This window comes from Haloarcula sp. CBA1115, assembly GCF_000827835.1.
GTDB lineage: Archaea > Halobacteriota > Halobacteria > Halobacteriales > Haloarculaceae > Haloarcula > Haloarcula hispanica.
In genome coordinates this window covers 996,151-1,017,891 of the sequence record NZ_CP010529.1, presented here as the reverse complement: position 1 = coordinate 1,017,891, position 21,741 = coordinate 996,151, and the positions used below count along the sequence as shown (strand labels likewise).

The 21,741-nt window shown below is 64.9% G+C and carries 15 protein-coding genes; 7 read left to right on the top strand and 8 right to left on the bottom strand.

The window, feature by feature from the left end:
* Positions 1-114: 114 nt before the first annotated feature.
* Positions 115-3,165 (bottom strand): FAD-binding and (Fe-S)-binding domain-containing protein, encoded by a 3,051-nt coding sequence (locus tag SG26_RS04910; protein WP_050036999.1) that lies wholly within the window; start codon positions 3,163-3,165, stop codon positions 115-117.
* A 102-nt stretch (positions 3,166-3,267) separates the two neighbouring features.
* On the opposite strand from SG26_RS04910, the gene SG26_RS04905 reads away from it, so the two are divergent.
* Entirely contained in the window at positions 3,268-3,648 is a 381-nt protein-coding gene (locus SG26_RS04905) for a VOC family protein (RefSeq protein WP_011223955.1), read from the top strand.
* Positions 3,649-3,693: 45 nt separating this feature from the next.
* Here the strand turns inward: SG26_RS04905 and aceB are convergent, their stop codons facing one another.
* Positions 3,694-5,001, bottom strand: a complete 1,308-nt coding sequence (aceB, locus tag SG26_RS04900; RefSeq protein WP_050036998.1) for a malate synthase AceB — start codon at positions 4,999-5,001, stop codon at positions 3,694-3,696.
* A 414-nt stretch (positions 5,002-5,415) separates the two neighbouring features.
* Here aceB and SG26_RS04895 point away from each other — a divergent pair, with 414 nt between their 5' ends.
* Positions 5,416-6,180, top strand: a complete 765-nt coding sequence (locus tag SG26_RS04895; RefSeq protein ID WP_050007058.1) for an IclR family transcriptional regulator — start codon at positions 5,416-5,418, stop codon at positions 6,178-6,180.
* 360 nt (positions 6,181-6,540) lie between these two features.
* On the opposite strand, the gene SG26_RS04890 is transcribed toward SG26_RS04895, so the two are convergent.
* The gene (locus SG26_RS04890) at positions 6,541-6,876 is read right to left on the bottom strand and encodes a hypothetical protein (RefSeq protein WP_050036997.1); all 336 of its coding nucleotides are present in this window, start codon (positions 6,874-6,876) and stop codon (positions 6,541-6,543) included.
* A gap of 97 nt (positions 6,877-6,973) precedes the next feature.
* On the opposite strand from SG26_RS04890, the gene malA reads away from it, so the two are divergent.
* The 4 genes from malA (at position 6,974) to SG26_RS04870 (ending at position 15,084) form a co-directional block, all read left to right on the top strand.
* Positions 6,974-8,968, top strand: coding sequence for an alpha-amylase MalA (gene malA / locus SG26_RS04885; protein ID WP_050036996.1), 1,995 nt, complete (start codon positions 6,974-6,976; stop codon positions 8,966-8,968).
* A 126-nt stretch (positions 8,969-9,094) separates the two neighbouring features.
* Positions 9,095-13,630 (top strand): glycoside hydrolase family 15 protein, encoded by a 4,536-nt coding sequence (locus SG26_RS04880; RefSeq protein ID WP_050036995.1) that lies wholly within the window; start codon positions 9,095-9,097, stop codon positions 13,628-13,630.
* Between the two features lie 50 nt (positions 13,631-13,680).
* Complete coding sequence (locus SG26_RS04875; protein WP_050036994.1) at positions 13,681-14,625, top strand: sugar phosphate nucleotidyltransferase; 945 nt, start codon at positions 13,681-13,683, stop codon at positions 14,623-14,625.
* Between the two features lie 129 nt (positions 14,626-14,754).
* Positions 14,755-15,084, top strand: a complete 330-nt coding sequence (locus SG26_RS04870; protein WP_011223949.1) for a hypothetical protein — start codon at positions 14,755-14,757, stop codon at positions 15,082-15,084.
* A 14-nt stretch (positions 15,085-15,098) separates the two neighbouring features.
* On the opposite strand, the gene SG26_RS04865 is transcribed toward SG26_RS04870, so the two are convergent.
* Positions 15,099-16,154 (bottom strand): glycosyltransferase family 4 protein, encoded by a 1,056-nt coding sequence (locus SG26_RS04865; RefSeq protein WP_044952006.1) that lies wholly within the window; start codon positions 16,152-16,154, stop codon positions 15,099-15,101.
* A 141-nt stretch (positions 16,155-16,295) separates the two neighbouring features.
* On the opposite strand from SG26_RS04865, the gene malQ reads away from it, so the two are divergent.
* Positions 16,296-17,786 carry a 4-alpha-glucanotransferase gene (gene malQ, locus SG26_RS04860; RefSeq protein WP_050036993.1) on the top strand — a complete coding sequence of 497 codons (1,491 nt, stop codon included), beginning with the start codon at positions 16,296-16,298 and terminating at the stop codon, positions 17,784-17,786.
* 6 nt (positions 17,787-17,792) lie between these two features.
* On the opposite strand, the gene SG26_RS04855 is transcribed toward malQ, so the two are convergent.
* The 4 genes from SG26_RS04855 to SG26_RS04840 all read right to left on the bottom strand — a co-directional run bounded on the left by SG26_RS04855 (position 17,793) and on the right by SG26_RS04840 (position 21,738).
* Positions 17,793-18,644: a translation initiation factor eIF-2B gene (locus tag SG26_RS04855; protein WP_014041155.1), complete on the bottom strand. Its 852-nt coding sequence runs from the start codon at positions 18,642-18,644 to the stop codon at positions 17,793-17,795.
* A gap of 87 nt (positions 18,645-18,731) precedes the next feature.
* Complete coding sequence (locus tag SG26_RS04850) at positions 18,732-19,955, bottom strand: FAD-dependent oxidoreductase (RefSeq protein WP_050036992.1); 1,224 nt, start codon at positions 19,953-19,955, stop codon at positions 18,732-18,734.
* A 235-nt stretch (positions 19,956-20,190) separates the two neighbouring features.
* Positions 20,191-20,964, bottom strand: coding sequence for an SDR family oxidoreductase (locus SG26_RS04845; RefSeq protein WP_014041153.1), 774 nt, complete (start codon positions 20,962-20,964; stop codon positions 20,191-20,193).
* A gap of 96 nt (positions 20,965-21,060) precedes the next feature.
* Positions 21,061-21,738 carry a helix-turn-helix domain-containing protein gene (locus SG26_RS04840; RefSeq protein WP_014041152.1) on the bottom strand — a complete coding sequence of 226 codons (678 nt, stop codon included), beginning with the start codon at positions 21,736-21,738 and terminating at the stop codon, positions 21,061-21,063.
* Positions 21,739-21,741: the final 3 nt, after the last annotated feature.

Genomic DNA, 21,741 nt, shown 5'->3' with positions numbered 1-21,741 from the left:
CCCGATTGTAGTTGTCGAACGGTTATATCTATGTGTTTTGCCAAATATACCTCCAAATGTCCGAAAACAACATCCCATTCGGGTATGAGTCCAGACAAACAGCCCATGTTCCTATCACGCCGACCGTGAGGTCGTCGCTGTGTCTGGTAGTCGCTCGGCGACAACCTCGATAGGATGCGGTGGAATCTCGTCGATGCCGTCCCGGTCGCCCAGTTGGGAGCGACAGGACCCGCCGGGCGCGACGACGCGGTCGCCGTCGCTCTCCTCGACCTTATCGAACAGCAGCCGGCCGATAGTCTTCGAGAGATCGTAGTGCTCGTCGTGGTAGCCGAAGCTCCCGGCCATGCCACAGCACGTCGAGTCCAGCGGGTCGACCTCGTAGCCGACGCGACGCATGACGCCGACGGCGTGGTGATCCTTGTTGGTCCCCTTCTGGTTGCAGTGGCCGTGATAGCTGACCGCCCCGGCGGCCCCGAGCGACCGGTCCTCGACCGGCAGCGCGTCGTCGAGTCGGAACGTGTCGAGGTATTCCAGCACGCCGTAGGCGCTGTCGGCCACCTGCGACACTGCCGACCCGTCGAGTAAGTCCAGATATTCGTCCTGGAACATCACGGCGTCGGAGGGCTCGACGAAGACGATGTCCCACCCCTCTGTGACGCGGTCCGCCAGCCGGTCCGTGTTCGTCTCGGCTCGGTCGCGGGCCACGTCCAGCATTCCGGTGGAGTACGCCGCTCGCCCGGACGGCGCGGTGTTGTCCGGAATGGTGACGTGAACGCCTGCGGCTTCCAGCGTTTCGACGGCGGCCTTGCCGGCCGTCGGGTACGAGTAGTTCGTGTACGTATCGGGGAACAGCAGGACTTTGCGGTCGGCTTCGGCCCGCGAGACAGTCGAGCCACCGCGTGCATCGAACCAGTCTTGGAGTGTCTCTCGGCTGAAGGTGGGGAGTTCGCGCTCCGGCGCGATGCCGAACAGTTTCTGCATAACGGCCCGCGCGCCCGGAATGTCTGTCGCCCAGTTCGAAATCGGTGCCAGCGCCGACCCGAGCTTCGAGGCAGTGTCGATGTTAGCAAACAGGCGTTCCCGGAGGCTGGCCCCCTCCGCTTCGTGGTGCTGGTGTTTCAGCTCGGTCTTGAGTTTCGCCATATCGACGCCGGTCGGGCAGTCGCTCTTGCAGCCCTTGCAGCCGACACAGAGGTCGAGCACTTCCTCCTGGAAGCGGTCGGAGTGAATCTCGTCTTCATCTAGGTCGCCACTAATAGCCGACCGGAGGAGGTTCGCGCGGCCCCGTGTCGTCTGGACCTCCTCCTCCGAGGCGCGGTATGTCGGACACATCACGTCTCCGTCGGTCTGGCGGCAGGTCCCACAGCCGTTACACAGTTCGACGAGCTCCGAGAAGCCGCCTTCGTCCTCGAAGTCCAGCGTCGTCTGTGGCTCCAGAGACTGGTAGTCGGGCCCGTACCGGAGGTTCTCACGCATGTCCGCACCGACCCCTCGGTCGGCATCAGGGCCGATATCCGCCGGCCCCTCACGGTAGACGACGTTGCCCGGGTGCATCCACCACTGCGGATCGAAGGCCGTCTTGACCTGTTTGAACGCATCCCAGAGCGTCTCGCCGTACATCTTGGGCGTGAACTCCGTTCGGGCCATCCCGTCGCCGTGCTCACCGGAGAACGACCCATTGTGTTCGAGCACGAGGTCGGTCACGTCGTCGGTGATGGAGTGCATGTCTTCGATACCGGATTCCTCCTTCAGGTTGAGAATCGGGCGGATGTGGAGTGTTCCGGAGCCGGCGTGGGCGAAGTACGCGGCCGAGGTGTCGTGGTCAGCTAGCACAGCCTCGAACTTCTCGACGTACTCGGCCAGTTCGGCGGGCGGGACCGTCGCGTCCTCGATGAACGGGTACGGTTTGGGGTCGCCGTCCATGGACATCAGGAGCGGAATCGCGGCTTTGCGGAGCTTCCAGAGGTCAGCCTGGTCGGCGTCGGTGTAGGCCTCGACAACGTCGAAGGCTTCCCCCTCGTCCACGAACCGTTCGTTGGTCCGGGCGATGGCCGCCTCGAAGTCATCGTGCAATTCCGAGTCGTATTCGAGCATCAACGCCGCGGCCGCTCGGTCCGGAATCGGGTCGACGTACTCGGCGTAGCCGTCGGAGCCGGCTGCGAGCCTGAACATCTCGTCGTCCATCAACTCGACCGCGCTGACATCGTAGTCAAGCGCGACCGGGACAGCCCGCATCGCATCGGGAAGCGTGTCAAAGCAGTACAGCGCCAGCGCGGTCTCCTCGGGGACGGTCACCAGCGAAAGTTCGGCTTCGACAATGACCCCGAGGGTCCCCTCGCTCCCGACAAACAGCTTCGCGAGGTTCAGCACGCGCTCGCCGTCGTCGTTTTCGTAGATAACGCGGTCGAGGTTGTAGCCAGACACCCGGCGCTTGAGGTCAGGGTAGCGGTCCTCGATTTCGCTTGCGTTCTCCTCGACGACTTCGCGGACCGTCTGATAGATGTCGGCCTCGCGGTCGTCTTTGCTCACGATGTCGTCCCACTCCGGCGAGTCGATGACGACCTCGCGGGCGTGGATGAGTGAGCCGTCAGAGAGGACAGCTTTCACCGCATCTGTGTAGGCGTCGGTGATGCCGTACCTGACGGAGTGTGCGCCGGTGGAGTTGTTTCCGATGCCGCCGCCGACAGTGGCGCGGTTCGACGATGCCGGATCCGGCGCGAACTTCAGGCCGTACTCGGCCAGCGTGTCGTCCAGGTCGTCCTGCACCACGCCGGGCTGGATGTGCGCCGTCTGCTCGCCCGGCCGAATATCGAGGATACCGTCCATGTGCCGGGACAGGTCTAGCACGACACAGCCCGGGCCGACGGTCTGCCCGGCGAGCGACGACCCGGTCCCGCGGGGCAGTATCGGAACGCCGTGGCTCGTCGCAACCTCGACAGCCGCCCGCACGTCGTCGGTATCAGTCGGGTACACGACCCCGGCTGGTTCGGCGCGATAGATGCTCCCGTCCGTTGCGTACAGAATCCGGGCGTATTCGTCGAACTCGACCCCACCCGAGACCCGCGAGCGAAGCGCTTCCGCCAGGTCCCGGTACGCATCCACGTCCGGTCGGTCGAGGTCCAGTTCCTGTGCTGACCAGGTGTCCTCGACATTTTCGATCGCCATACGAGCATTCAGGAGTAATAATCATTAAAGTCTGTGGCATGCGGTCACAATTCGCTTTACGTAGCCCGCCAGCTATTTGACGCAGGGCACTGGAAGCGATGTATGGGCAATGCAAGCATCCTTCATATGTGCCTGAACGTGGCCGACGCCACAGCATCGATCGCGTTCTACGAGCAGTTCGGCTTCGAGGAGTCCTGGCAGTTCACCACGCCCGACGGCGAGACGACGAACTACTACGTGGCCGACGACAGCGGCGTCGAACTGCAACTGGCAGAAACGGACGGGGAGACGAGCTTCGAGATGGGGTCCGGCTGGGACCATCTCGCTCTCGGCGTGGACGATGTCGACGCGACGGTCGACCGCATCGATCATCACGGCGTCGTCAAAGAGCCCGGCCCACAGCCGGAGGCCGGCGCGTACACGGCCTTCGTCGCGGACCCCGACGGCCACCACGTCGAACTCATCGAACCGCTGGAAGACTGAACCACGCCCGCGGCGTTTCGAGTGACGAAATACTGAGGACGGCCGTTAGTTGCCGACAGCCGTGGCGCGTTCGACGATGTCAGTGCCGTACATCTCCGCCAGTTCCTCGTGCTGGTCCGGGCGGTGCTCGTACACGTCCTGGAACAGCGTGATGGGTGTCTGGGCGGCCTGGTAGGTCGCTTCGTCCCACATCCGGTCTTTACTGACCTCGACTTCGACGCCGTCGATGACCAGCGTCGCGGCCTGAGTCATCGCGATGGCTCCCTTGCCGGCCTCCTTCGCGGCCTCGAACTCCTCCATCGAGTCGACGATGTCGGTCATGCTGGGGATGTACGCGGTGCGGTCGAGCAGTTCCTCGGTGAGTTCGTCCTCGTCCAGTTCCAGCCGGTCACCGCCCGCCTGCAGGACGTAGCCGCCCTCGCCGTCCGTTTCCAGCGAGAGGTCGTCGCCGTCGTACACCTGCTTGCCGTCCTGTGCGTTGAGTTCGACCTCCTGACCGCCGACGTCGAGCAGCCAGCTCCCGGTCTTTGGCGGGAGCGGGGCCGTGTTCGCCTCCACGACTTGCCCCGGTGTCAGCGACCAGATGCCAGTCATCCCCTTCGCGCGGTTGTCCTTCATCCGCTCGCGGTACCCCTCGACGTCGCGGATATCGTCGTAGGGGCCGTCGACGGCGATAAGGCCGGCGGCGCTGGCACCGCGGGAGGTGTTGTGGCGCAGTTCCGGCCACGGCGGGAGTTCGCCGGTAGGCGTCATCGCGCGCATATCCTTCGTGTAGTCGACCTCGCCGTCGACGAGCAGGAACATACGTTCGAGGTTGTTCGAGGGCTTGCCCATCTCCTCGCGCAGGTCGCCCATCGCCAGTTCGGCCTCGCCGCTCTCGACGATGACCGACATGGAGAGGCTCCCCTCCTCCAGTCCGTGCTCGTGCTCGATGATGGTGAAGAACTCGTCGGCCTTCTTCCAGTCGTCGATGTCGCCGACCTCCGGGATGACGAAGCCGTCGATGTGCTCGACCGCACCGTTTTCGGGGTCGGTAATTTCGAGCATCTGCTGGAAGCCCTGATAGCGGGTCGTCGGGGACTCGCGGTGCCAGACGACGCGCGGGTGGATCTCGCCGGGGAACTCGGCACCCTGTTCTGAGACCACTTCGATGATGTTCTCGACGCCCTCCTCGCGCATGTTCGGTGCCGTCGCGTCCTCGTTGTCCGGGACCCAGACATCCGGGGCCTGCAGGCCGCGGAGCTGGCCCGCGCTTCGCAGCATCTTCGCTGAATCGTCCTCCCCGTCGACTGCTGTTGGAGAGGTAAAGAACGTTCTGACGAACTCGCGGTCGTAGTGTCGTTTCACACTCATAACTCGTCTCAAAGAACCCGACGGAACCGCTTAAATCTACCGTCCACTATCGACCGAAACATCGACGAGAGCGGTCGTTCCACCGTCTTTCAGCGGATTCGGAAATACGAAATATGTATGCTATCTTTTCTTTCACTACTCGTGCGCCCGGACGACACAACGGTCGGCGGTGCACACCGCTCTGTCGATATCTCGCGACCGTTCAGTCGCCACATCACGGAGCCCCCGGCGACTTCGGTCGCTGGCTTCGCGCTATTGAACCCACCTTTCCGTTTCGTATTTCCGAATGCCTGTGACGGTCGTAGAGACTGGTGACGCCCACTTCGCCGTGCGTCAAGCCTCGGAAGCTACCGTAGAGCGATTGTCACAACCGATACGGCAATTTTATTCGAGCGGCACCAGAACTGGTGCCTAATGACACGGGCAAAAACGGACTCGGTCCGGGCGACGCAGACCTCGCTGTCGGTCCTCTCGGGAATCAAAGACCTCGGCGGGAGCGCCACGCTGGTCGAACTCGCCGACTCGCTGGACCCGGCCAAGAGCACGATATACAAACACCTGGTGACGCTGGAAGACGAGGGACTGGTCGTGGAACGGGACGGCGAGTACCGCATCGGGCTCCGGTGGCTGGAGTTCGGCGGCATGGCACAGCGCTACGACGGCATCTACGAGGTGGCAAAGCCCGAGGTCAGACGGATGGCCGTCGAGACCGGCGAACTGGCGAACCTGATGATTGAGGAGCAGGGCTACGGCATCTACATCCACACCACCAGCGGCGACCAGGCGGTCGCGCTCGATACGCGCCTCGGGAAGCGCATCCACCTCCACAAGACCGCTATCGGCAAAGCGCTCCTGTCGAGTTTCGACGACGACCGGGTCGCGGAAATCATCGAGACCCGCGGGCTGCCGGCCGAGACGGACAACACCATCACAGACCGCGAGACGCTGTTTGCGGAACTGGAGACGATCCGGGAGCGCGGGGTCGCCGATGACACCGAGGAACGGGTCGACGGAACCGGTTGTGTCGGGGTCCCCATCGACACCGGCGACCGGCGCGAGGCCGCCATCAGCATCACCGCGCCCATCAACCGGTTGCAGTCGCCGGGCCGCAAAGCACAACTCATCGACACGGTGCAACAGGCCGCTAACGTCATCGAAGTGAATCTGGCTCACGAATAACCGCTCTGTCTGTTGTCTCGACAGATACACCGAGTTCCGTCGCCGACGGTTGGCCGGTACTGGAAGAATCTAATACCAGTACAGTTGTTATTCGACGGCCGAATACCCGCTGTCCGTGGTGGACAAGTCTGGCTACTGTAGAGAAATACTCCGCCCTCGGTATCCTCATTTAGTTCCATAATCGGGCTACTTCAACTCTTTTCAAATATAGTATCTTCTATTTAGGTCCAAAACCTCAAAAACAACTCCGAGTAGCGCAAGCAGTAGTTATATAATTCTATTACAGTACTAGCTTGGAGCGTATAGTTGTAGGTGGTTACTACGGTCATCGACCGGTGTCGTCCCCGCGAGGGTGAACGCTCACCGGTAACACAGGCACACAGCGAGGATGCCGAAGTACGTCACGAGTCCCCAGCACGCCGCGGCGACGACGACCGGGCCCAGAAAGACGGCGAGTCCGCCGGCAACACCCAGGAGTACGACTGCCGACGCCGTCCGGACGCCGCGGCGCTCCCACAGCGCCGCGACGGGCGTGTCGAGAACGAACAGCGCCTCGACACACAGTGCGACGGCCACGCCGACGGCGATGGCGGACTCGGACCAGAACGTCTCAACTGCGCCCGTCTGTCGGAGATACGCGACGAGTGCCAGTCCACAGAGCAGCGCAAACCCGGCGTCGCGTCGGTAGTCGGGCACAGCGGAGGTACACGCCGTAGCCGGAAAGCGATGCTGCCGGCGGCGGCACGCTCGCGGCTACCCCAAGTACAAAGACACTGTCAATCGCAGTGAACCTATGCACCATCCTGGACCGCCGCGGTTCGTGGCGACGGGTGACGAGGTCGAACTCGCGCCCCGTGACCCGGACCCGTCGGCGACCTACACATGGCGACTAGCGCAGACGCCGACGGAATCAACAGTATCGCTCGGCGACGACCCGGTTGAGCACCTCGTCCCCGACGCGCCGGGCAGATACGTCGTCCGACTCACCGCACCGGACGGCGAACACGACCTCACTGTCCGCGCGTTCCCGGGGACCCTCGAATCGAGCGGGACACACACGTCCGGCCGCTCTGGCGGTCACAGCGGTGGCGTCTCCGGCGGGCAAAGCGGTTCCGGCCGCAGCGGGAGCGGCGAGTACACCGAGGCAGGGGACGGCGGCGACGGCGGCAGTGGCGGCGGCCAGCCACGCCTGACTCTGCGGCCGGACATCGAGGGCGACGAAGCCGTCGTTCGCGCCGATTGCAGTCCCCATCCCGAGGGGACCGAGACGGCCGCCGACCTCGCCGTCGAGTTCCTGCTGGACGACCGTGATGATATCGACGCCGACGCGGTGACCCGGGACGGGACAACTCTCCGGATTCCGCTGGACGCGCTCCCGGACCGTGCTCGCATCCACGCCGTTGCAGTCGGAGACCACGGCTACAGCGTGCCCGACGCCGTCGAGTTCACCCGCGACGGGGGCGGCGTCGAGACGGTGACGAGCGGTGCGGAGGTCGCCGCCCGACGACCCTACGACGCGCCGGCCTGGGCCGAGAACTCGGTCATCTACGAGATTTACGTTCGCACGTTCGCCGGCGACAGCGACGAATCGCCCTTCGACGCGATCATCGACCGGCTGGACTACCTCGACTCGCTCGGCGTCGACGCCATCTGGCTCACGCCGGTGTTACAGAACGACCACGCGCCCCACGGCTACAACATCACCGACTTCTTCGATATCGCGTCTGACCTCGGCACTCGTGGGGACTACGAGCGGTTCATCGAGGCGGCCCACGACCGCGGGTTCAAGGTGTTGTTCGACCTGGTGTGCAACCACTCGGCGCGGACCCACCCGTACTTCGAGTCCGCCCGCGACGACCCGGACAGCGAGTACCGCGACTGGTACGAGTGGCGAAGCGACACAGAACCGGAAACCTACTTCGAGTGGGAGCACATCGCGAACTTCGACTTCGACCACCTGCCGGTCCGCCGGCACCTGCTCGACGCGGTCGCCCAGTGGGCCGAACTGGTCGACGGGTTCCGGTGTGACATGGCCTGGGCCGTCCCGAACAGCTTCTGGCGCGAGATCCACGACTACTGCAAGGACCGCGACAGCGAGTTCCTGCTACTGGACGAGACCATCCCGTACATCCCCGACTTTCAGGCCGGACTGTTCGACATGCACTTCGATTCGACGACCTACGCCGCGCTCCGGCAGGTCGGCGACGGCGGCGATGCCGAGGCCGTCCTCGGTGCTATCGAGGGGCGGGCGGAGATCGGCTTCCCCGAGCACGCGTCGTTCATGCTGTACGCGGAGAACCACGACGAGACGCGCTACGTCGTCGACTACGGGCGGGACGCCGCCGAGGCCGCCGCGGGTGCGCTGTTCACGCTCCCGGGCGCGCCGCTGCTGTACGCCGGCCAGGAGTTCGGACAGCGCGGCCGGCGCGACGACCTCGCGTGGGACCACGCCGACGAGGCGCTCCAGTCGTTCGTCAGTGACCTCTCCGCGGTCAGACACGACCAGCCGGCGCTGTCGGCCGACGCGGACCTCCTCCGAATCCCGTACGAGGTCCGTGACGGCCCGTCCGACCGCGTCGTCGCGTACGCGCGGACAACTGCGGGGGACGCGGCTGTCGTCGTGCTCAACTTCAGTAGTGAACCGTCGACGGTCGGGCTACCAGCCGGGACCGATGATACCGACCTCGTTTCTGGGGAGCATCGTGGAGCTGCTGATGACGGGGACACAGCAGTCACCGTCGACAGCGCCGCCGTGTTCCCGGCTGACGAGAGCGCTCTAAACCAGTAGACCGAGCGCGCGGATCTGTTCGGCATCAGCGGCCCCGTTCTCCCGGGATATGCAGCTACTCCCTCGAAGTATCACTAATTTGTCCGAACCACAGGAGTTTATAGAGATTGGTCTGCTTTGATGTGTATGCGGCTTTCGACAGCGCTCAACGAATACAAGCGGACTCGTCACGAGCGCTTTCCAGAAGAACGCAGGACTGTTTCAGGCTCTTTCTCCGGGCACGGTGATCGGCTCGTACACGTCGGCGAAGACGGCACGCTGAAGGACTATTCCGATTCGCTCTCCGGGCTCTCCGGTATTGACCGCTCCAGGCTCGGGGTTATGCTTGGGGACGAAACACGGTGGTTCAGTGACCTGGAAACGATCAGACAGCACTACTACCGCGAGACGCGGCTCGTCGAGACCGAATACGACGCCGGGTCGTTCACCGTCCACCAGTACGACCTGACGCTTGGACGGGCACACGTCACACACGTCGCGATGCGCGGGGCGGTTCCACAGGACGCCAAGCTCGTGGCGTTCGTCACGCTGGCCCCCGACAGCAGCGACAGCGGCGTCGGCTCGCTGATTCACGAAGACGCCGGGCCAGACGACTCGCGCGTACTGGAGGTGTACCATCGGCGAGAGCACGATTACCTCGCCTCGTCGACCGGGCTGGACGCCGTCGCCGGACAGCGGCCGGAACGCCTCGCGGAGATACTCGACGGCAGCCCGATTGCGTTCCCGCGGTCGGAGCCAGTCGAGCGACGCGACCAGACCCGCCTCACCGGTGACTTCCTCGTGACCGCGCCGCTTGACCGGTCCGGACGCAGCAAGGACACGACGCTGGTCAGTCAGCTCTCGAACCACGACGAGGTCGACCGGGAGACGGCACTCCTCGACCTCGCCGACTGTGTGACGGAGCACACGACGTCTGACGATCTCCGGCAGGCCGGGCGGGAGCGAACGCGCATCGACGTGGCCGAATCGACGCCGCGGTCAGATTCGATACGGATGGACCTGCGGGTGCTTGACCTGCTGTCCTCGCCGACCGGCGGTCGCATCGCCGCCCCGGAGTTCGACCCGTTCTACTCGAACTCCGGCGGCTACGGCTACGTCTGGTTCCGCGACGACGCCTCGGTCTCCCGGCATCTGCTCGAAGCCGGCGACCGACTCGATATCGACACCGTCGAAATGTTGACCGAGAGCGCGGCGTTCCTCTGTGACAGCCAGCTTTCCGACGGGCGGTGGCCCCACCGCGTCTGGGCCGATACCGGGGCTATCGCGCCGGGCTGGGCCAACGCCAGAGTCGAGCACAACGCCGAATCGCCGGAGTACCAGGCCGACCAGACCGCGACCGTCACCGCCTTCCTCGCGACGCTGCTGCGAACACACCGCGGCAAGATGGACGCCGAACTGACGGCGATGGTTCGGGAGACAATCGATGCGGCCGTCGACACGCTCATCGAAGACATCGCGGCCAACGACCTGCCCGAGCCGTGTCAGAACGTCTGGGAGGACTCGGTCGGCCAGTTCACGCACACCACTGCGACGTTCATCGAGGCCTTCGCCGCGGTGACCCGCGCCCCGATGCCCGAATCGGTCTGTGAGCAGAGTCTGGCGGCAGCCGACCGGTTGCTAGACGGGCTGGATACGCTCTGGGACAGTGATCTGGGCGTGTACGTGATGGGGCTGACAAACGGGACGCCGGACCACCGCATCGACGCCGCGGGGCTCCACCTCGCGGACGCGCTGCAGGAGTACGACAGCGTCGAGTCGACCACGCTTGCTGACCAGCACATCATCCGCCTGGCCGATCATGTGAGCACGACGCTCGATACACTCTTTCGGAACCCCACCGAGAGCCAGGTTGCGGGACTGGCCCGCTACGAGGGCGACCGCTGGCGGACCGGTCATCAGGACAGCGAGAAGGTCTGGACGGTTACGACGGCGATGGGGGCCCTCGCCGCCGCCCGCGTCGGCGATATGCTGAACGACCGCGACGGGAGCGGCGACGCCTACCTCGACCGCGCGAGCGACCTGTACGAACTGCTCGAGGACGACGGGCCGCTCACGACCGACGCCGGCTACCTCGCCGAACAGGCCTTCGACGACGGCGACCTCGACAGCGCGACGCCGCTTGGCTGGTCCCACGCGTTGCGGCTCCACGCGACTGCCCGTCTGGACGAGCTGAACGCGCTCCCGACGACATCGGCCGGGACCGAGGGGCCGAGCGAGCGCCCGACCTGGACGACCGGGGAGAAGTACGGCGTCGGCACCGTCGCAGACCACGACGAACCGGACCCCTCCCGCGTCTGGTTCACGCTCACAGAGGGCGCGTTGACTGAGGCTCGCTACCCGCAGGTCGACCTGATGAACCTGCGGACGCTCGACTTTCTGGTCCGGTGTAGGGACGAGACGGACTACGCCGTCCGGACCCACCGCGAGAACCGCCGGACCGACGACAGCGTCAGGCGACGCGTCGAGCCCGTCGACGACGAGGCGCTCCTCTATCGCCACGTCTTCACCGAGACCGGCGACGGCCGGGGCCACGAGTGGACGCTGACCGTCGACTACGCGACCGACCCCGAGCACGACGCCATCGTCGCCGACGTGTCCTTCAGCGCCAAGGACGGCAAATCATACGACGTGTTCTCGGTCGCGGACATCGCGCTCACCAGCACGGTCACCGAGGACCGCGCCATCAGATACGGCCAGCCCGGGAGCTACCACCTCGTGGGCCGGAACCCTCGCGCCTACACCGATCAGACGGACAACGACTTGCTCGTCGACGAGAACGGCGACGCATACTCCATCGCCGTGGCGATGGCCGCGGCCGGGCGTTTCGACTGGGCCACCGTCGGCGCGGCCGGCAGCGACCACCTCGATGGGCTGTACTCCGACGGAGACCTCCCGAACCCGGTCGAATCCATCGACGGGACGAACCTCGTCCTCATCGGCCGGCTGGACTCGGGGACCAGAGTCAGCGACACGGTCGCGCTCGGCTTCGCGCGACAGGCTGACACCGCCGCCGCGCTGGGCGAAGCCGACGGGGCGCTCGACCGCGGCTACGAGACGGTCAGCGCGGAGTACGCCGACAGCTGGGGTGACTTCCTTTCGGACAAGCAACTTCCGGAGTCGGTTGCCGACGACGAGGCACTGGCAAACCAGTACAGGACAGCGCTGATGACGCTGTTAGCGGTCGAGGACAAGACCTACCACGGGGCGTCTATTGCCTCGCCGTCCGTGCCGTGGGGCGAAGCCGTCCACGCCGAGGAGCCCAAGGGCTACGGCTACAACTTCGTCTGGTCACGTGACCTGTATCAGGTGTTTAGCGTGTTCGACGCCATCGGGTCGCTGGACATCGCAACGGACCAACTGGAGTACATCTACGAGTACCAACAGGACGACGCCGGCTTCATCCCGCAGAACACCTACGTCAACGGGACGACCCGCTGGGGCGGCGAGCAGATGGACAACATCTCGTTCCCGCAGGTGATGGCCTATCGCCTCGCCGAGAGCGGCGTCGACTTCGAGGATGTCGAGTACAGCTACGAGAACGTCCGGCGGTCGGCCGAGTACGTCGTCCGCCACGGCCCCGAGACCGCACAGGAGCGCTGGGAGGAGGAGGCCGGCTTCTCGCCGTCCTCGATTGCGGCCGAGATTGCCGGACTCGCGTGTGCGGCGAAGCTCGCGCTCGACACTGGCCACGAGGCCGACGCGCTTGTCTGGCTGTCGCTGGCCGACCAGTGGGCGAACAACGTCGAGGCCTGGACCGCGACCGAGACCGGGACCGAGCGCCACACCAACACGCCCTACTACACCCGGGTCACGCTTGACGGGAACCCCGAGATGGGCCACCTCCGCACACTCGCTAACGACGGCCCGACGCTGGACGAACGGAACATCATCGATGGCGGCTTCCTCGAACTCGTCCGGCTGGGTATCAAGCCCGACGACGACGAGACCATCCGGAACTCGCTCGTCGAGGTCGACGACACCATCAGCGTCGACACGGAGTACGCGCCCGGGTTCTACCGATACAACGGCGACGGTTACGGCGAACGCGGCCGGGACGACCAGGGCGCACCGTGGACGGTCGAACACAAGGGGAAGGGTCGCCTCTGGCCGCTGCTCACCGGCGAGCGCGCCGAGTACGAACTCCACCGTGACGACCCGGACATCCCGCCGGAGAACGCCCTCCAGATGATGCAGGACGTGGCGAACTCGGGACGGATGATCGCCGAACAGATCTGGGACCGGGGCCACGCGACCGACTACGACTGGGAGTTCGCCGAAGGGACCGGCTCGGCGACGCCGCTGGCGTGGTCGATGGCCCAGTACGTGCGGCTGGCCCACGGCATCAGCGCCGGTGAACCGGTCGAAACGCCCGCGTTCGTCGACGACCGCTACCGCAAGCGGCGGGCCCACACGCCCGACCGCAGCCCCGCGCTCCGCGTCGACACGCAGTTCCGCGGGAACGAACTGGTTGTCTCCGGCGAGACGACCGGCGTCTGTGTCGTCGTCAAAACGCCCGCTGATATCACGTACATCCCCGTCGAGGAACGTGAGTTCGAGGTCGCAGTCGACGTCGACCCCGGTGAGAACCAGGTGATCGTCGCCGCCGCGGACGACGAGGATCTGGTCACCGCCGGGACAACCGTCTGGCAGCTCAACCTCTAGCCACTCCAACAAGTAGTTACCACTTTATAACTCGGGTCTGACTGTGGGATATGGACGCGATAGTTCTAGCTGGCGGCTACGCGACACGGCTGTGGCCGATCACCCGTCGTCGACCGAAGATGCTGCTCCCGGTCGGCGAGACGACGGTTATCGATGGAGTCCTGCAATCACTGGAAGCCGACGACCGAATCGAGACGACGTACCTGAGCACGAACGAGGCCTTCGCCGACGAGTTCGAGGCTCACATCGACGAGATGGGCTACGAGAAGGTCCAGCTCTCCGTCGAGAGTACGGCGGACGAAGACGAGAAGTTCGGCGTCGTCGGCGCGCTCGCGCAACTGATCGACCGCGAGGGCATCGACGACGACCTGTTTGTCATCGGCGGCGACAACCTCATCGGCTTCGACCCCTCGGAGTTTCTGGATTTCTTCGAGGAGCGCGACGGGCCGGCACTCGCCGCCTACGACGTGGGCTCACGGGAGAAAGCCAAGTCCTACGGGCTCGTCGAACTCGACGGCGAGCGCGTCGTCGACTTCCAGGAGAAGCCCGACAACCCCAAGAGCACGCTCGTCTCGATTGCCTGTTACGCCTTCCCGGCCGACTCGCTCCGCTTTGAGGAGTACCTCTCGGGCGACAACAACCCCGACGAACCGGGCTGGTACATCGACTGGCTGCAACAGCAGGAGCCGGTGTCCGCGTTCACGTTCGACGACGTCTGGTTCGACATCGGAACGCCCGACTCGTATTTCGAAACGGTCGAGTGGAAACTCGACGGCGGGTCGCTCATCCACCCCGACGCGACCGTCGAGAACTCCGAGATCGGTGACACCGTCCATGTGATGGCTGGGGCGGAAGTGACCGACAGCAGCCTCGACCGGGCCATCATCTTCCCGGACGCCGAGGTCCACGACTGTGATATCGACGAAACGATTCTCGGCGAGAACGTCCACGTCGAGGGGTACAACATGTCCGGGTCGCTCATCATCAACCGTTGATGGCTCGCGGCGATGGGGCCACCGTTCGAGTGCAGGACGCGACACGATTCGCCGCCAGCCACCACACCGCTGGCGAAGGACTAAGTGACACAGCGCCGTTTACTCGCCGTACGCAAGCTACTTGACAACATGGCACAACCAGAAACGGAGCCAGTCACGTTCGAGATGACAATCGACGACGGCCGGACCAGAATCGACGTCTCGGGCGACCGCGACACGGCCGTCGTGGTCCGCTCGAAATCGGGCGAGAAGATATACCTGCCGCCGGAGGACTTCGACCGCCCCCCAGAGGACAGGCAGACACCGTACGACAGCCCCTACCAGTCGGCTGACGGGACCGCAGACAGCCCGTACCGGACACAAACCGATACGACGTCCGTGACAGGGCTGGAGCCGACCGCCGACGGCTACCTCATCGTTCACCCGGAACCGGTCACTGACGTTCGCTTCCTCCGGTAAGCGTTCGGTCGTCGTCAGGCTTCGTCGAGAACCTCGTGGTAGAACTCGACGTGTTCGTCGGCTACTTCCTCCCAGGTCCGAACATCGTAGTCGATGGGCGTCGACAGCGATAGAGCGCGCTCGATCCCTTCGGCGATAGAGTCCGAATCGGGTTCGACCTCGATGACGCAGTCCTCGTTCAACAGCTCCGCGGCCCCGCTCTCGCAGGCGACGACGCGCGTCCCGACCGATAGCGCTTCGACGATGGTGATGCCGAACGGCTCCGCCAGCGAGGGCGAGACGAACAGGTCCGCGCTGTTGTAGTAGTCCCCGAGTTCCGACTGGGGGAGATACCCCGGGAAGTAGACTCGGTCCTCGACGCCCAGCAGCTCCGCGAACCGTTCGAGCTGTTCAGTGAGATGCCCCGAGCCACCGAGAACTAGGCTCACGTCGTCCCGACCGAGCTTCGAGAGCGCGTACAGCAGGTACGACAGCCCTTTCTGGTCGGTGTGTCGGCCGACGAAAAACAGCATCTTCCCGTCGATACCGAGTTCCGCTTTGATGTCCCGGCCCGTCGGCTCCACCGACGAGAACCCGTTGTAGATGACCGTCGAGTCGGCGTCGTACTGCTCGCGTATCCGTCGCTGCGTGAACTCACTCACCGCGACGAGGTGGTCCGAGCGGTTGGCGACCCGCTGTTCCGTCTCGACTTCCCGCTGTGGCGGCGTCACGTTCCGGTCCGCCGACAGCGAGTGGAAGGTCGAGATCCATTCGACGTCGTGGGCCGATTTGGCTCGCGAACCGGGGTTGTAGCCGAACCAGTCGTTCGTGTGGATAATGTCGGCATCGGCCGCCTCGTCGGCGAACTCTCCAGCCAGCCGGCCGATGCGAGTGACGATGTCGCCGCTTCCCGTCGAGACGCCGTGGATGCCGTCGCGGTCCGGCGGCGCGTACTCCGCGGGCAACACCAACTCGAACTCGACGTCGTCTCTCGGTTCAAGCTGTTCGAACAGCTCCCCGATAGCGGTATCAAGCCCGCCGGTGATGTTGGGTGGGAACCCCCAGCCAAGCATCAGAACGTTCGGTGGCATCTCTGTAACTGGCTCTCTCACCATAGCATCAAATGGATACAATATATATGTTTGCGTGCGCCCTTCTCCGGCCCCGCAAGCAGACACGATGGCAGTCACCGACCCCGCCCATTGAAATGCCTGTCAGGGCAACAGGTGCGTATGCAATTCGAACGGCAGAGTGGCGTGTTTCTCCACCAAACGTCGCTCCCGGGGCCACACGGTATCGGCGACCTCGGTGCCGGCGCGTGGGCGTTCGTCGACTTTCTCGACCGGGCCGACCAGTCGCTGTGGCAGTTCTGTCCGCTCGGTCCCACGGCGAGCATCCACGGGAACTCCCCGTACCAGTCGTCGTCCGCCTTCGCCGGAAACCCGTTGCTCATCGACCTCCGCGACCTCGTCGACCGCGGCTATCTCACAGCGGACGAGGTCGACCCGCCCGAGGATTTCTCACAACAGCACGTCAAGTACGACCGCGTGACCGAGTTCAAGGAGCGCCGGCTCCGGACCGCGTACGAGCGCTTCGACGAGAGCGCAAGCGATGCGGACCAGCAGTCGTTCGCCGAGTTCTGCGAGCGCGAGGCCGGCTGGCTGGACGACTACGCGCTGTTCACGGCGCTGAAAGCCGAGTTCGACGATGCCGGCTGGATGGACTGGCCGGACGATATCAGAACGCGCGAGCCGGCGGCCGTGGAGCGATACCGGGACGAACTGGCCGACGATATTCGCTACCACAAGTTCGTCCAGTGGTGCTTCGACAGCCAGTGGCAGGCGCTGGCCGAGTACGCGGCCGAACGGGACATCGGCCTCGTCGGCGACCTCCCCATCTACGTCGGCCTCGACTCGGCGGACGTCTGGGCGTATCCAGAGGTGTTCCGACTCGACGACGACCACCACCCTGCAGAGGTGGCCGGCGTCCCGCCCAATCCCGGCGACGACGGCCAGCGGTGGGGGAACCCGGTGTACGACTGGGACGCCCTCCGTGCGAACGACTACGGCTGGTGGGTCGACCGGTTCGAGCGGCTGTTCGACCTCGTCGACATCGCCCGCATCGACCACTTCAAGGGCTTCGACGAGTTCTGGTCGATTCCGGCCGAGGCGGACGACCCGGCCGCCGGGCAGTGGCGGGACGGCCCCGGCGCGCACTTCTTCGAGACGGTCAGAGACCGGCTCGGCGAACTGCCGTTCTTCGTCGAGGATCTGGGCTTTCTCGACGAGAGCATCGTCGCGCTTCGGGACCGGTTCGGCTTCCCCGGCATGCGCGTGCCACAGTACGCCGACTGGTGCGAGGAGGGGCATATGTACCAGCCGATGCACTACCCGGAGTCGGCCGTCGGCTACACCTCGACCCACGATACGGACACTATCGTCGGCTACTACCGCGACCTCGCGGACCGGCAACGGGACTGCCTCCACTACAACCTCGGCACCGACGGAGACGAGATCAACTGGGACCTCATCGAGGCGGTGTGGAACTCGAACGCCGTCGTCGCGATGACGACCATGCAAGACCTGCTCGGCCTCGACAGCGACGCCCGGTTCAACGTCCCCGGCACGGCGACCGGGAACTGGCAGTGGCGGGTGACCGAAGACGCCATCAACGACGAGGTCGCCGAACGGCTCAGACAGGTCACCGACAGAACGATCCGCTGAGTACCTTCAGAACTGCAGGATACCGTCTTCCGTGACGACCGTATCGAGCAGGCGGGTCGGCGTCGCGTCGTAGCCCGGGTTCCCGATATCGAACCCCTCTGGCGGTTCGAGCATCACGTCAGAACCTTGCCGGAACGTGTTCCTGAAGGTGAAGCCGCTTCCGATGAACTTCGACGAGGTCCCGACGACGGTCACGGGGACGTCCATCTCGTTGGCCGTCGCGGCCAGTGGCAACGTCCCGATACGGTTGTACACCGTGTCGTCGATGAGGCAGTTCATGCCGACGAACACGCGGTCGGCCTCCGAGAGGTAGTGGCCCGCCGCACCGTCGACGATGAGCGTCACGTCGGCCCCGTCCCGGTCGGCCAACTGGCGGGCGGTTCGCCGGCCCAGGAAATGCGGCCGCGACTCTCTGGCGTACAGGTGGAACTCCTTGCCGTCGTCAAGCGCCGCCATGAGCGTCGCCATCACCGTCGAGGAGTTCTCGTGAGTCACCAGCACGTCGCCGTCGTCGATGAGCGTCGCCGCCCGCTCCGCCGCGCGGTCCTTGCTGGTCTCGATTTCCGTGACGACCTCGTCGATTGTGTCGAGCAATCGCTCCTTGGCCTCTGAGACGGAGTCGAGGTCGGCGTCTTTCAGGTCCGTGACGATACGCTGCTGTGTGGTGTACAGCGGCGCGTGCGAGCGGTTCGCCCGCTGGAGCGCACTACTGTTGCGCTCGACCACGCGGAGGAAGTCCTCGACCGTGTGGCACTCGCGGTCTGTTAGCTCGCGGAGCGCCTTCGCAGCTTTCACGGCGGCAATCGAGGAACTCTGTGTCTCCATCTCCTCGATCTGCCGCACGGTCTCGTTTATCATGAGTGTACGTGCGGTTGCCTCCCTTATAACGCTACAGCCGGCTGACAGCCCGTTCCCGCGGCTTGCAACGGGCCACGACGGGCGTGGTCACACCGACCCGACCACGTCCTCGTCGGTCGGTCCCTGACCGTCGAACTCGGCCACGAGCGCGTCCAACTGCGCCGGGTCGTCGACGCTCGGGAGCCTTCGGTCCGCAGTCCGACAGTCCGCATCGACGCCGATGCCGTCACAGACGAGGTCGGCCGTCGCCTCGGCCATCTGCCGGTAGGTGGTCAGTTTACCGCCGACGATGCTCGCCATGTTGTCGACGCCGTCGTCAGCATGGTCGAGCAGGAAGAAGCCACGCGAGATGCCGCGGCCGCCGCGCTCGTCCTCGTCTGGGGCGTACAACGGCCGGACGCCCCACCAGGTCCGGACCTCGGGGGCGTCTGCAACTGGCGGCAGCATCGCCGCACACTCTTCGATGCTCTCTTCGATTTCCCACTGCTCCGTCTCGTACTCGTCCGGGTCGCGGACCGGCACGCTCGTCGTCCCGAGGACGGCCTCGCGCTCGTGTGGCACGACGATGTCGCCGTCGTCGGGGTCCCGGCAGCGGTTGAGTACCGGCCCGAGGTCGTCGTACTCGACGGAGACCATCACGCCCCGCGTCGGTTGCATCTCGACGTCGAGGTCGGCCATCGCAGCGAACTCGCCCGCCCAGGCACCGGTCGCGTTGACGACGTAGTCGGCCTCGATGGTATCGCCGACCGCCCCGCCGACCCGCACGCCGGTTACCTGCCCGTCCGCCACGAGCACGTCTTCAACGGGCGCGTGTGGGTGAATGTCCGCGCCGTGTTCGCGGGCGTCTGCGGCGTTCGCGGCGACGAGCCGGGACGGGTAGATGACGGCGTCCGGGACTTCGAACGCGCGCTCGACCTCCGCGGCGAGGTCGGGAACCCGCTCTTGGGCTGCATCGCTGTCCAGCGTCTCGACGGGGATGCCGATGTCTTCACAGGCCGCCCGTTTGGCCTCGAAGTAGTCGGGGTCGTCCCCGGCAAGTTGGACGAACAGGCCCCCGGTGTCGCGGATGCAGGCCCCGGCGATTTCTTTGAGTATCCGGTTTTCGGTGATGCACTCCTCGGCACCGACCCGGTCTGCCTCGGCGTAGCGGGCACCGCTGTGCAGCAACCCGTGCGAACGTCCGGAGGTACCGCTTGTCAGCCCGTCACGCTCGACAAGCGTCACGTCGATGCCACGGAGTGCGAGGTCACGAGCGACGCCAGCGCCGGTCGCGCCACCACCGACGACGAGGACATCCGTCTCAATTGCCATGTGTCTGGTTAGGGTAGACGACGTAAGATTCCTCCGATACCGGGGGTTTCGACAACTGTGCGTCCAGTTTCACCCCCGGAAACTGACCGCGGCCGGTGGACACGAACCCGGTAAAGTGCTACCGGATCGAACGAGTGAGACACGGTTCCAGTAGCCGTTGTCGTCGGCTGTGTGACCGCGTAAATGGTGGCTGCTCCGTTTCTCCGTTGTCTCCCACTCGCAAGACCTGCCTCGATCAGATATCCTGCCCGGTCGGCCTGATCAGGAGTTCGTTCACGTCCACGCGGGCGGGCTGGCTCGTCGCGTACACGATGCCGCGAGCGATATCGTCGGGGTGGAGCATTGGGAGGTCCATCTCCGCGAACCGCTCAAGCACTTGCTCGTCCGGAACGTGTGTCGCGAGTTCCGTATCGACAGCACCCGGTTCGATAACCGTCGTCCGGATGCCCTGTGTCGTCACTTCCTGCCGGACTGCCTCGGTGAACGCGTTCACACCGAACTTTGTCGCGTTGTAGCCGCTCGAATCGGCCGAGGCCCGGCGTCCCGCGACGGAGGAGACGTTGACGATGTGGCCGCTCTCCTGCTCTTGCATGACCGGAAGCACTGCGTGGGTGAGGTTCATCAGTCCGAGCAGGTTCACCTCGACCATCTGCCGGAGGTTCGAGCGATCTGCCCGCTCCAGTGGTTCGAGGAGCATCACGCCGGCGTTGTTGACGAGGATGTCGATGCGACCGTACTCGTCGGTCGTCGCGTCGACCAGCGAGTCGATGTCGTCTTCGTCGGTCACGTCGGTCGGCACAACCAGCGCATCCCCGCCAGCCGACTCGATTCGGTCCGCCAGAGCCTCTAGCTCGTCAGCGCGGCGGGCCGCCAGCGCCACGCTCGCGCCCGCGTCGGCCAGCGCCTCCGCGGTTGCCTCACCGATTCCCGACGATGCGCCGGTTACAATCGCCACGTCGCCTGCAAGCCGCTGTGCGTCCTGATCGTCTGCTGCAGATTCGTCTGACATCGCTGTTTAGTCAGTGCGACAGCCACGAGCGTCCTTTGCTTACTGATAAGCCCATTTATATACTGGCTGCAACAGCGCAGTCGCACAGGCTGGCGGCTACTGTGCGAGCGCGTTCCGGAACTGGTCGGGGCCGACTGTCGAACTGATGAGTTGTTTTTCGGCTCGACGCAAGAGGTCAGAGGCCGCGGCGGCCGACACATCGAGCTTGTCGGCGAGTTCCGCCGTCGAACAGCGACGCGGTGAGTCGTAGTACCCCGAGGAGAGGGCGACGGACATCGCCCGATACTGCCTGTCCGTGAGTCCGAACTGGTCGCGTTCCCCGGGGTTCTCGGGGTCCGAAGCGATGTGCAGTAGTTCGAGCGGGATGTCGTTGACCGCACACCGGTCCCGTAGCGCACTGAACGCGTCGTAGTCGGAGAACACCTTCTGTTCCCGTATCCCGTCGCCGGTGACCGTCGCGTCCATCGCAACGCCCTCGAACTCCTCCGGGTCGTGTGACGCGATGAGATCCGGTGCGTTGTCGACGACCACCTTGTAGAACCAGCCATCGGCCGTCTGCCCGATATCCGCCGCGTCGGTGATCTGTGGCCGCGCGTCGAGTTCTCGCTCGAAGGCGTCGCGGGAGCCAGCGTCGACGCTAACTGTAAGCAGCAGTCGTCCGTCTTCGAGGCCGACGGCGTTCGAAATCGAGAGTTCGCCGCTCGGAATCGAGTCCGCCACGCCGACCAGCGGAAGCGTCTCGTCCGCGAGGAGGATTTCAGCAACGATGGCCATAGC

Bases quoted from the DNA above. Each gene is read 5' to 3' on its own strand.
- SG26_RS04910 (WP_050036999.1), bottom strand. From the start codon at position 3,165: ATGGCGATCGAAAATGTCGAGGACACCTGGTCAGCACAGGAACTGGAC.
- SG26_RS04905 (WP_011223955.1), top strand. From the start codon at position 3,268: ATGGGCAATGCAAGCATCCTTCATATGTGCCTGAACGTGGCCGACGCC.
- aceB (WP_050036998.1), bottom strand. From the start codon at position 5,001: ATGAGTGTGAAACGACACTACGACCGCGAGTTCGTCAGAACGTTCTTT.
- SG26_RS04895 (WP_050007058.1), top strand. From the start codon at position 5,416: ATGACACGGGCAAAAACGGACTCGGTCCGGGCGACGCAGACCTCGCTG.
- malA (WP_050036996.1), top strand. From the start codon at position 6,974: ATGCACCATCCTGGACCGCCGCGGTTCGTGGCGACGGGTGACGAGGTC.
- SG26_RS04880 (WP_050036995.1), top strand. From the start codon at position 9,095: ATGCGGCTTTCGACAGCGCTCAACGAATACAAGCGGACTCGTCACGAG.
- SG26_RS04875 (WP_050036994.1), top strand. From the start codon at position 13,681: ATGGACGCGATAGTTCTAGCTGGCGGCTACGCGACACGGCTGTGGCCG.
- SG26_RS04870 (WP_011223949.1), top strand. From the start codon at position 14,755: ATGGCACAACCAGAAACGGAGCCAGTCACGTTCGAGATGACAATCGAC.
- SG26_RS04865 (WP_044952006.1), bottom strand. From the start codon at position 16,154: ATGCCACCGAACGTTCTGATGCTTGGCTGGGGGTTCCCACCCAACATC.
- malQ (WP_050036993.1), top strand. From the start codon at position 16,296: ATGCAATTCGAACGGCAGAGTGGCGTGTTTCTCCACCAAACGTCGCTC.
- SG26_RS04855 (WP_014041155.1), bottom strand. From the start codon at position 18,644: ATGATAAACGAGACCGTGCGGCAGATCGAGGAGATGGAGACACAGAGT.
- SG26_RS04850 (WP_050036992.1), bottom strand. From the start codon at position 19,955: ATGGCAATTGAGACGGATGTCCTCGTCGTCGGTGGTGGCGCGACCGGC.
- SG26_RS04845 (WP_014041153.1), bottom strand. From the start codon at position 20,964: ATGTCAGACGAATCTGCAGCAGACGATCAGGACGCACAGCGGCTTGCA.
- SG26_RS04840 (WP_014041152.1), bottom strand. From the start codon at position 21,738: ATGGCCATCGTTGCTGAAATCCTCCTCGCGGACGAGACGCTTCCGCTG.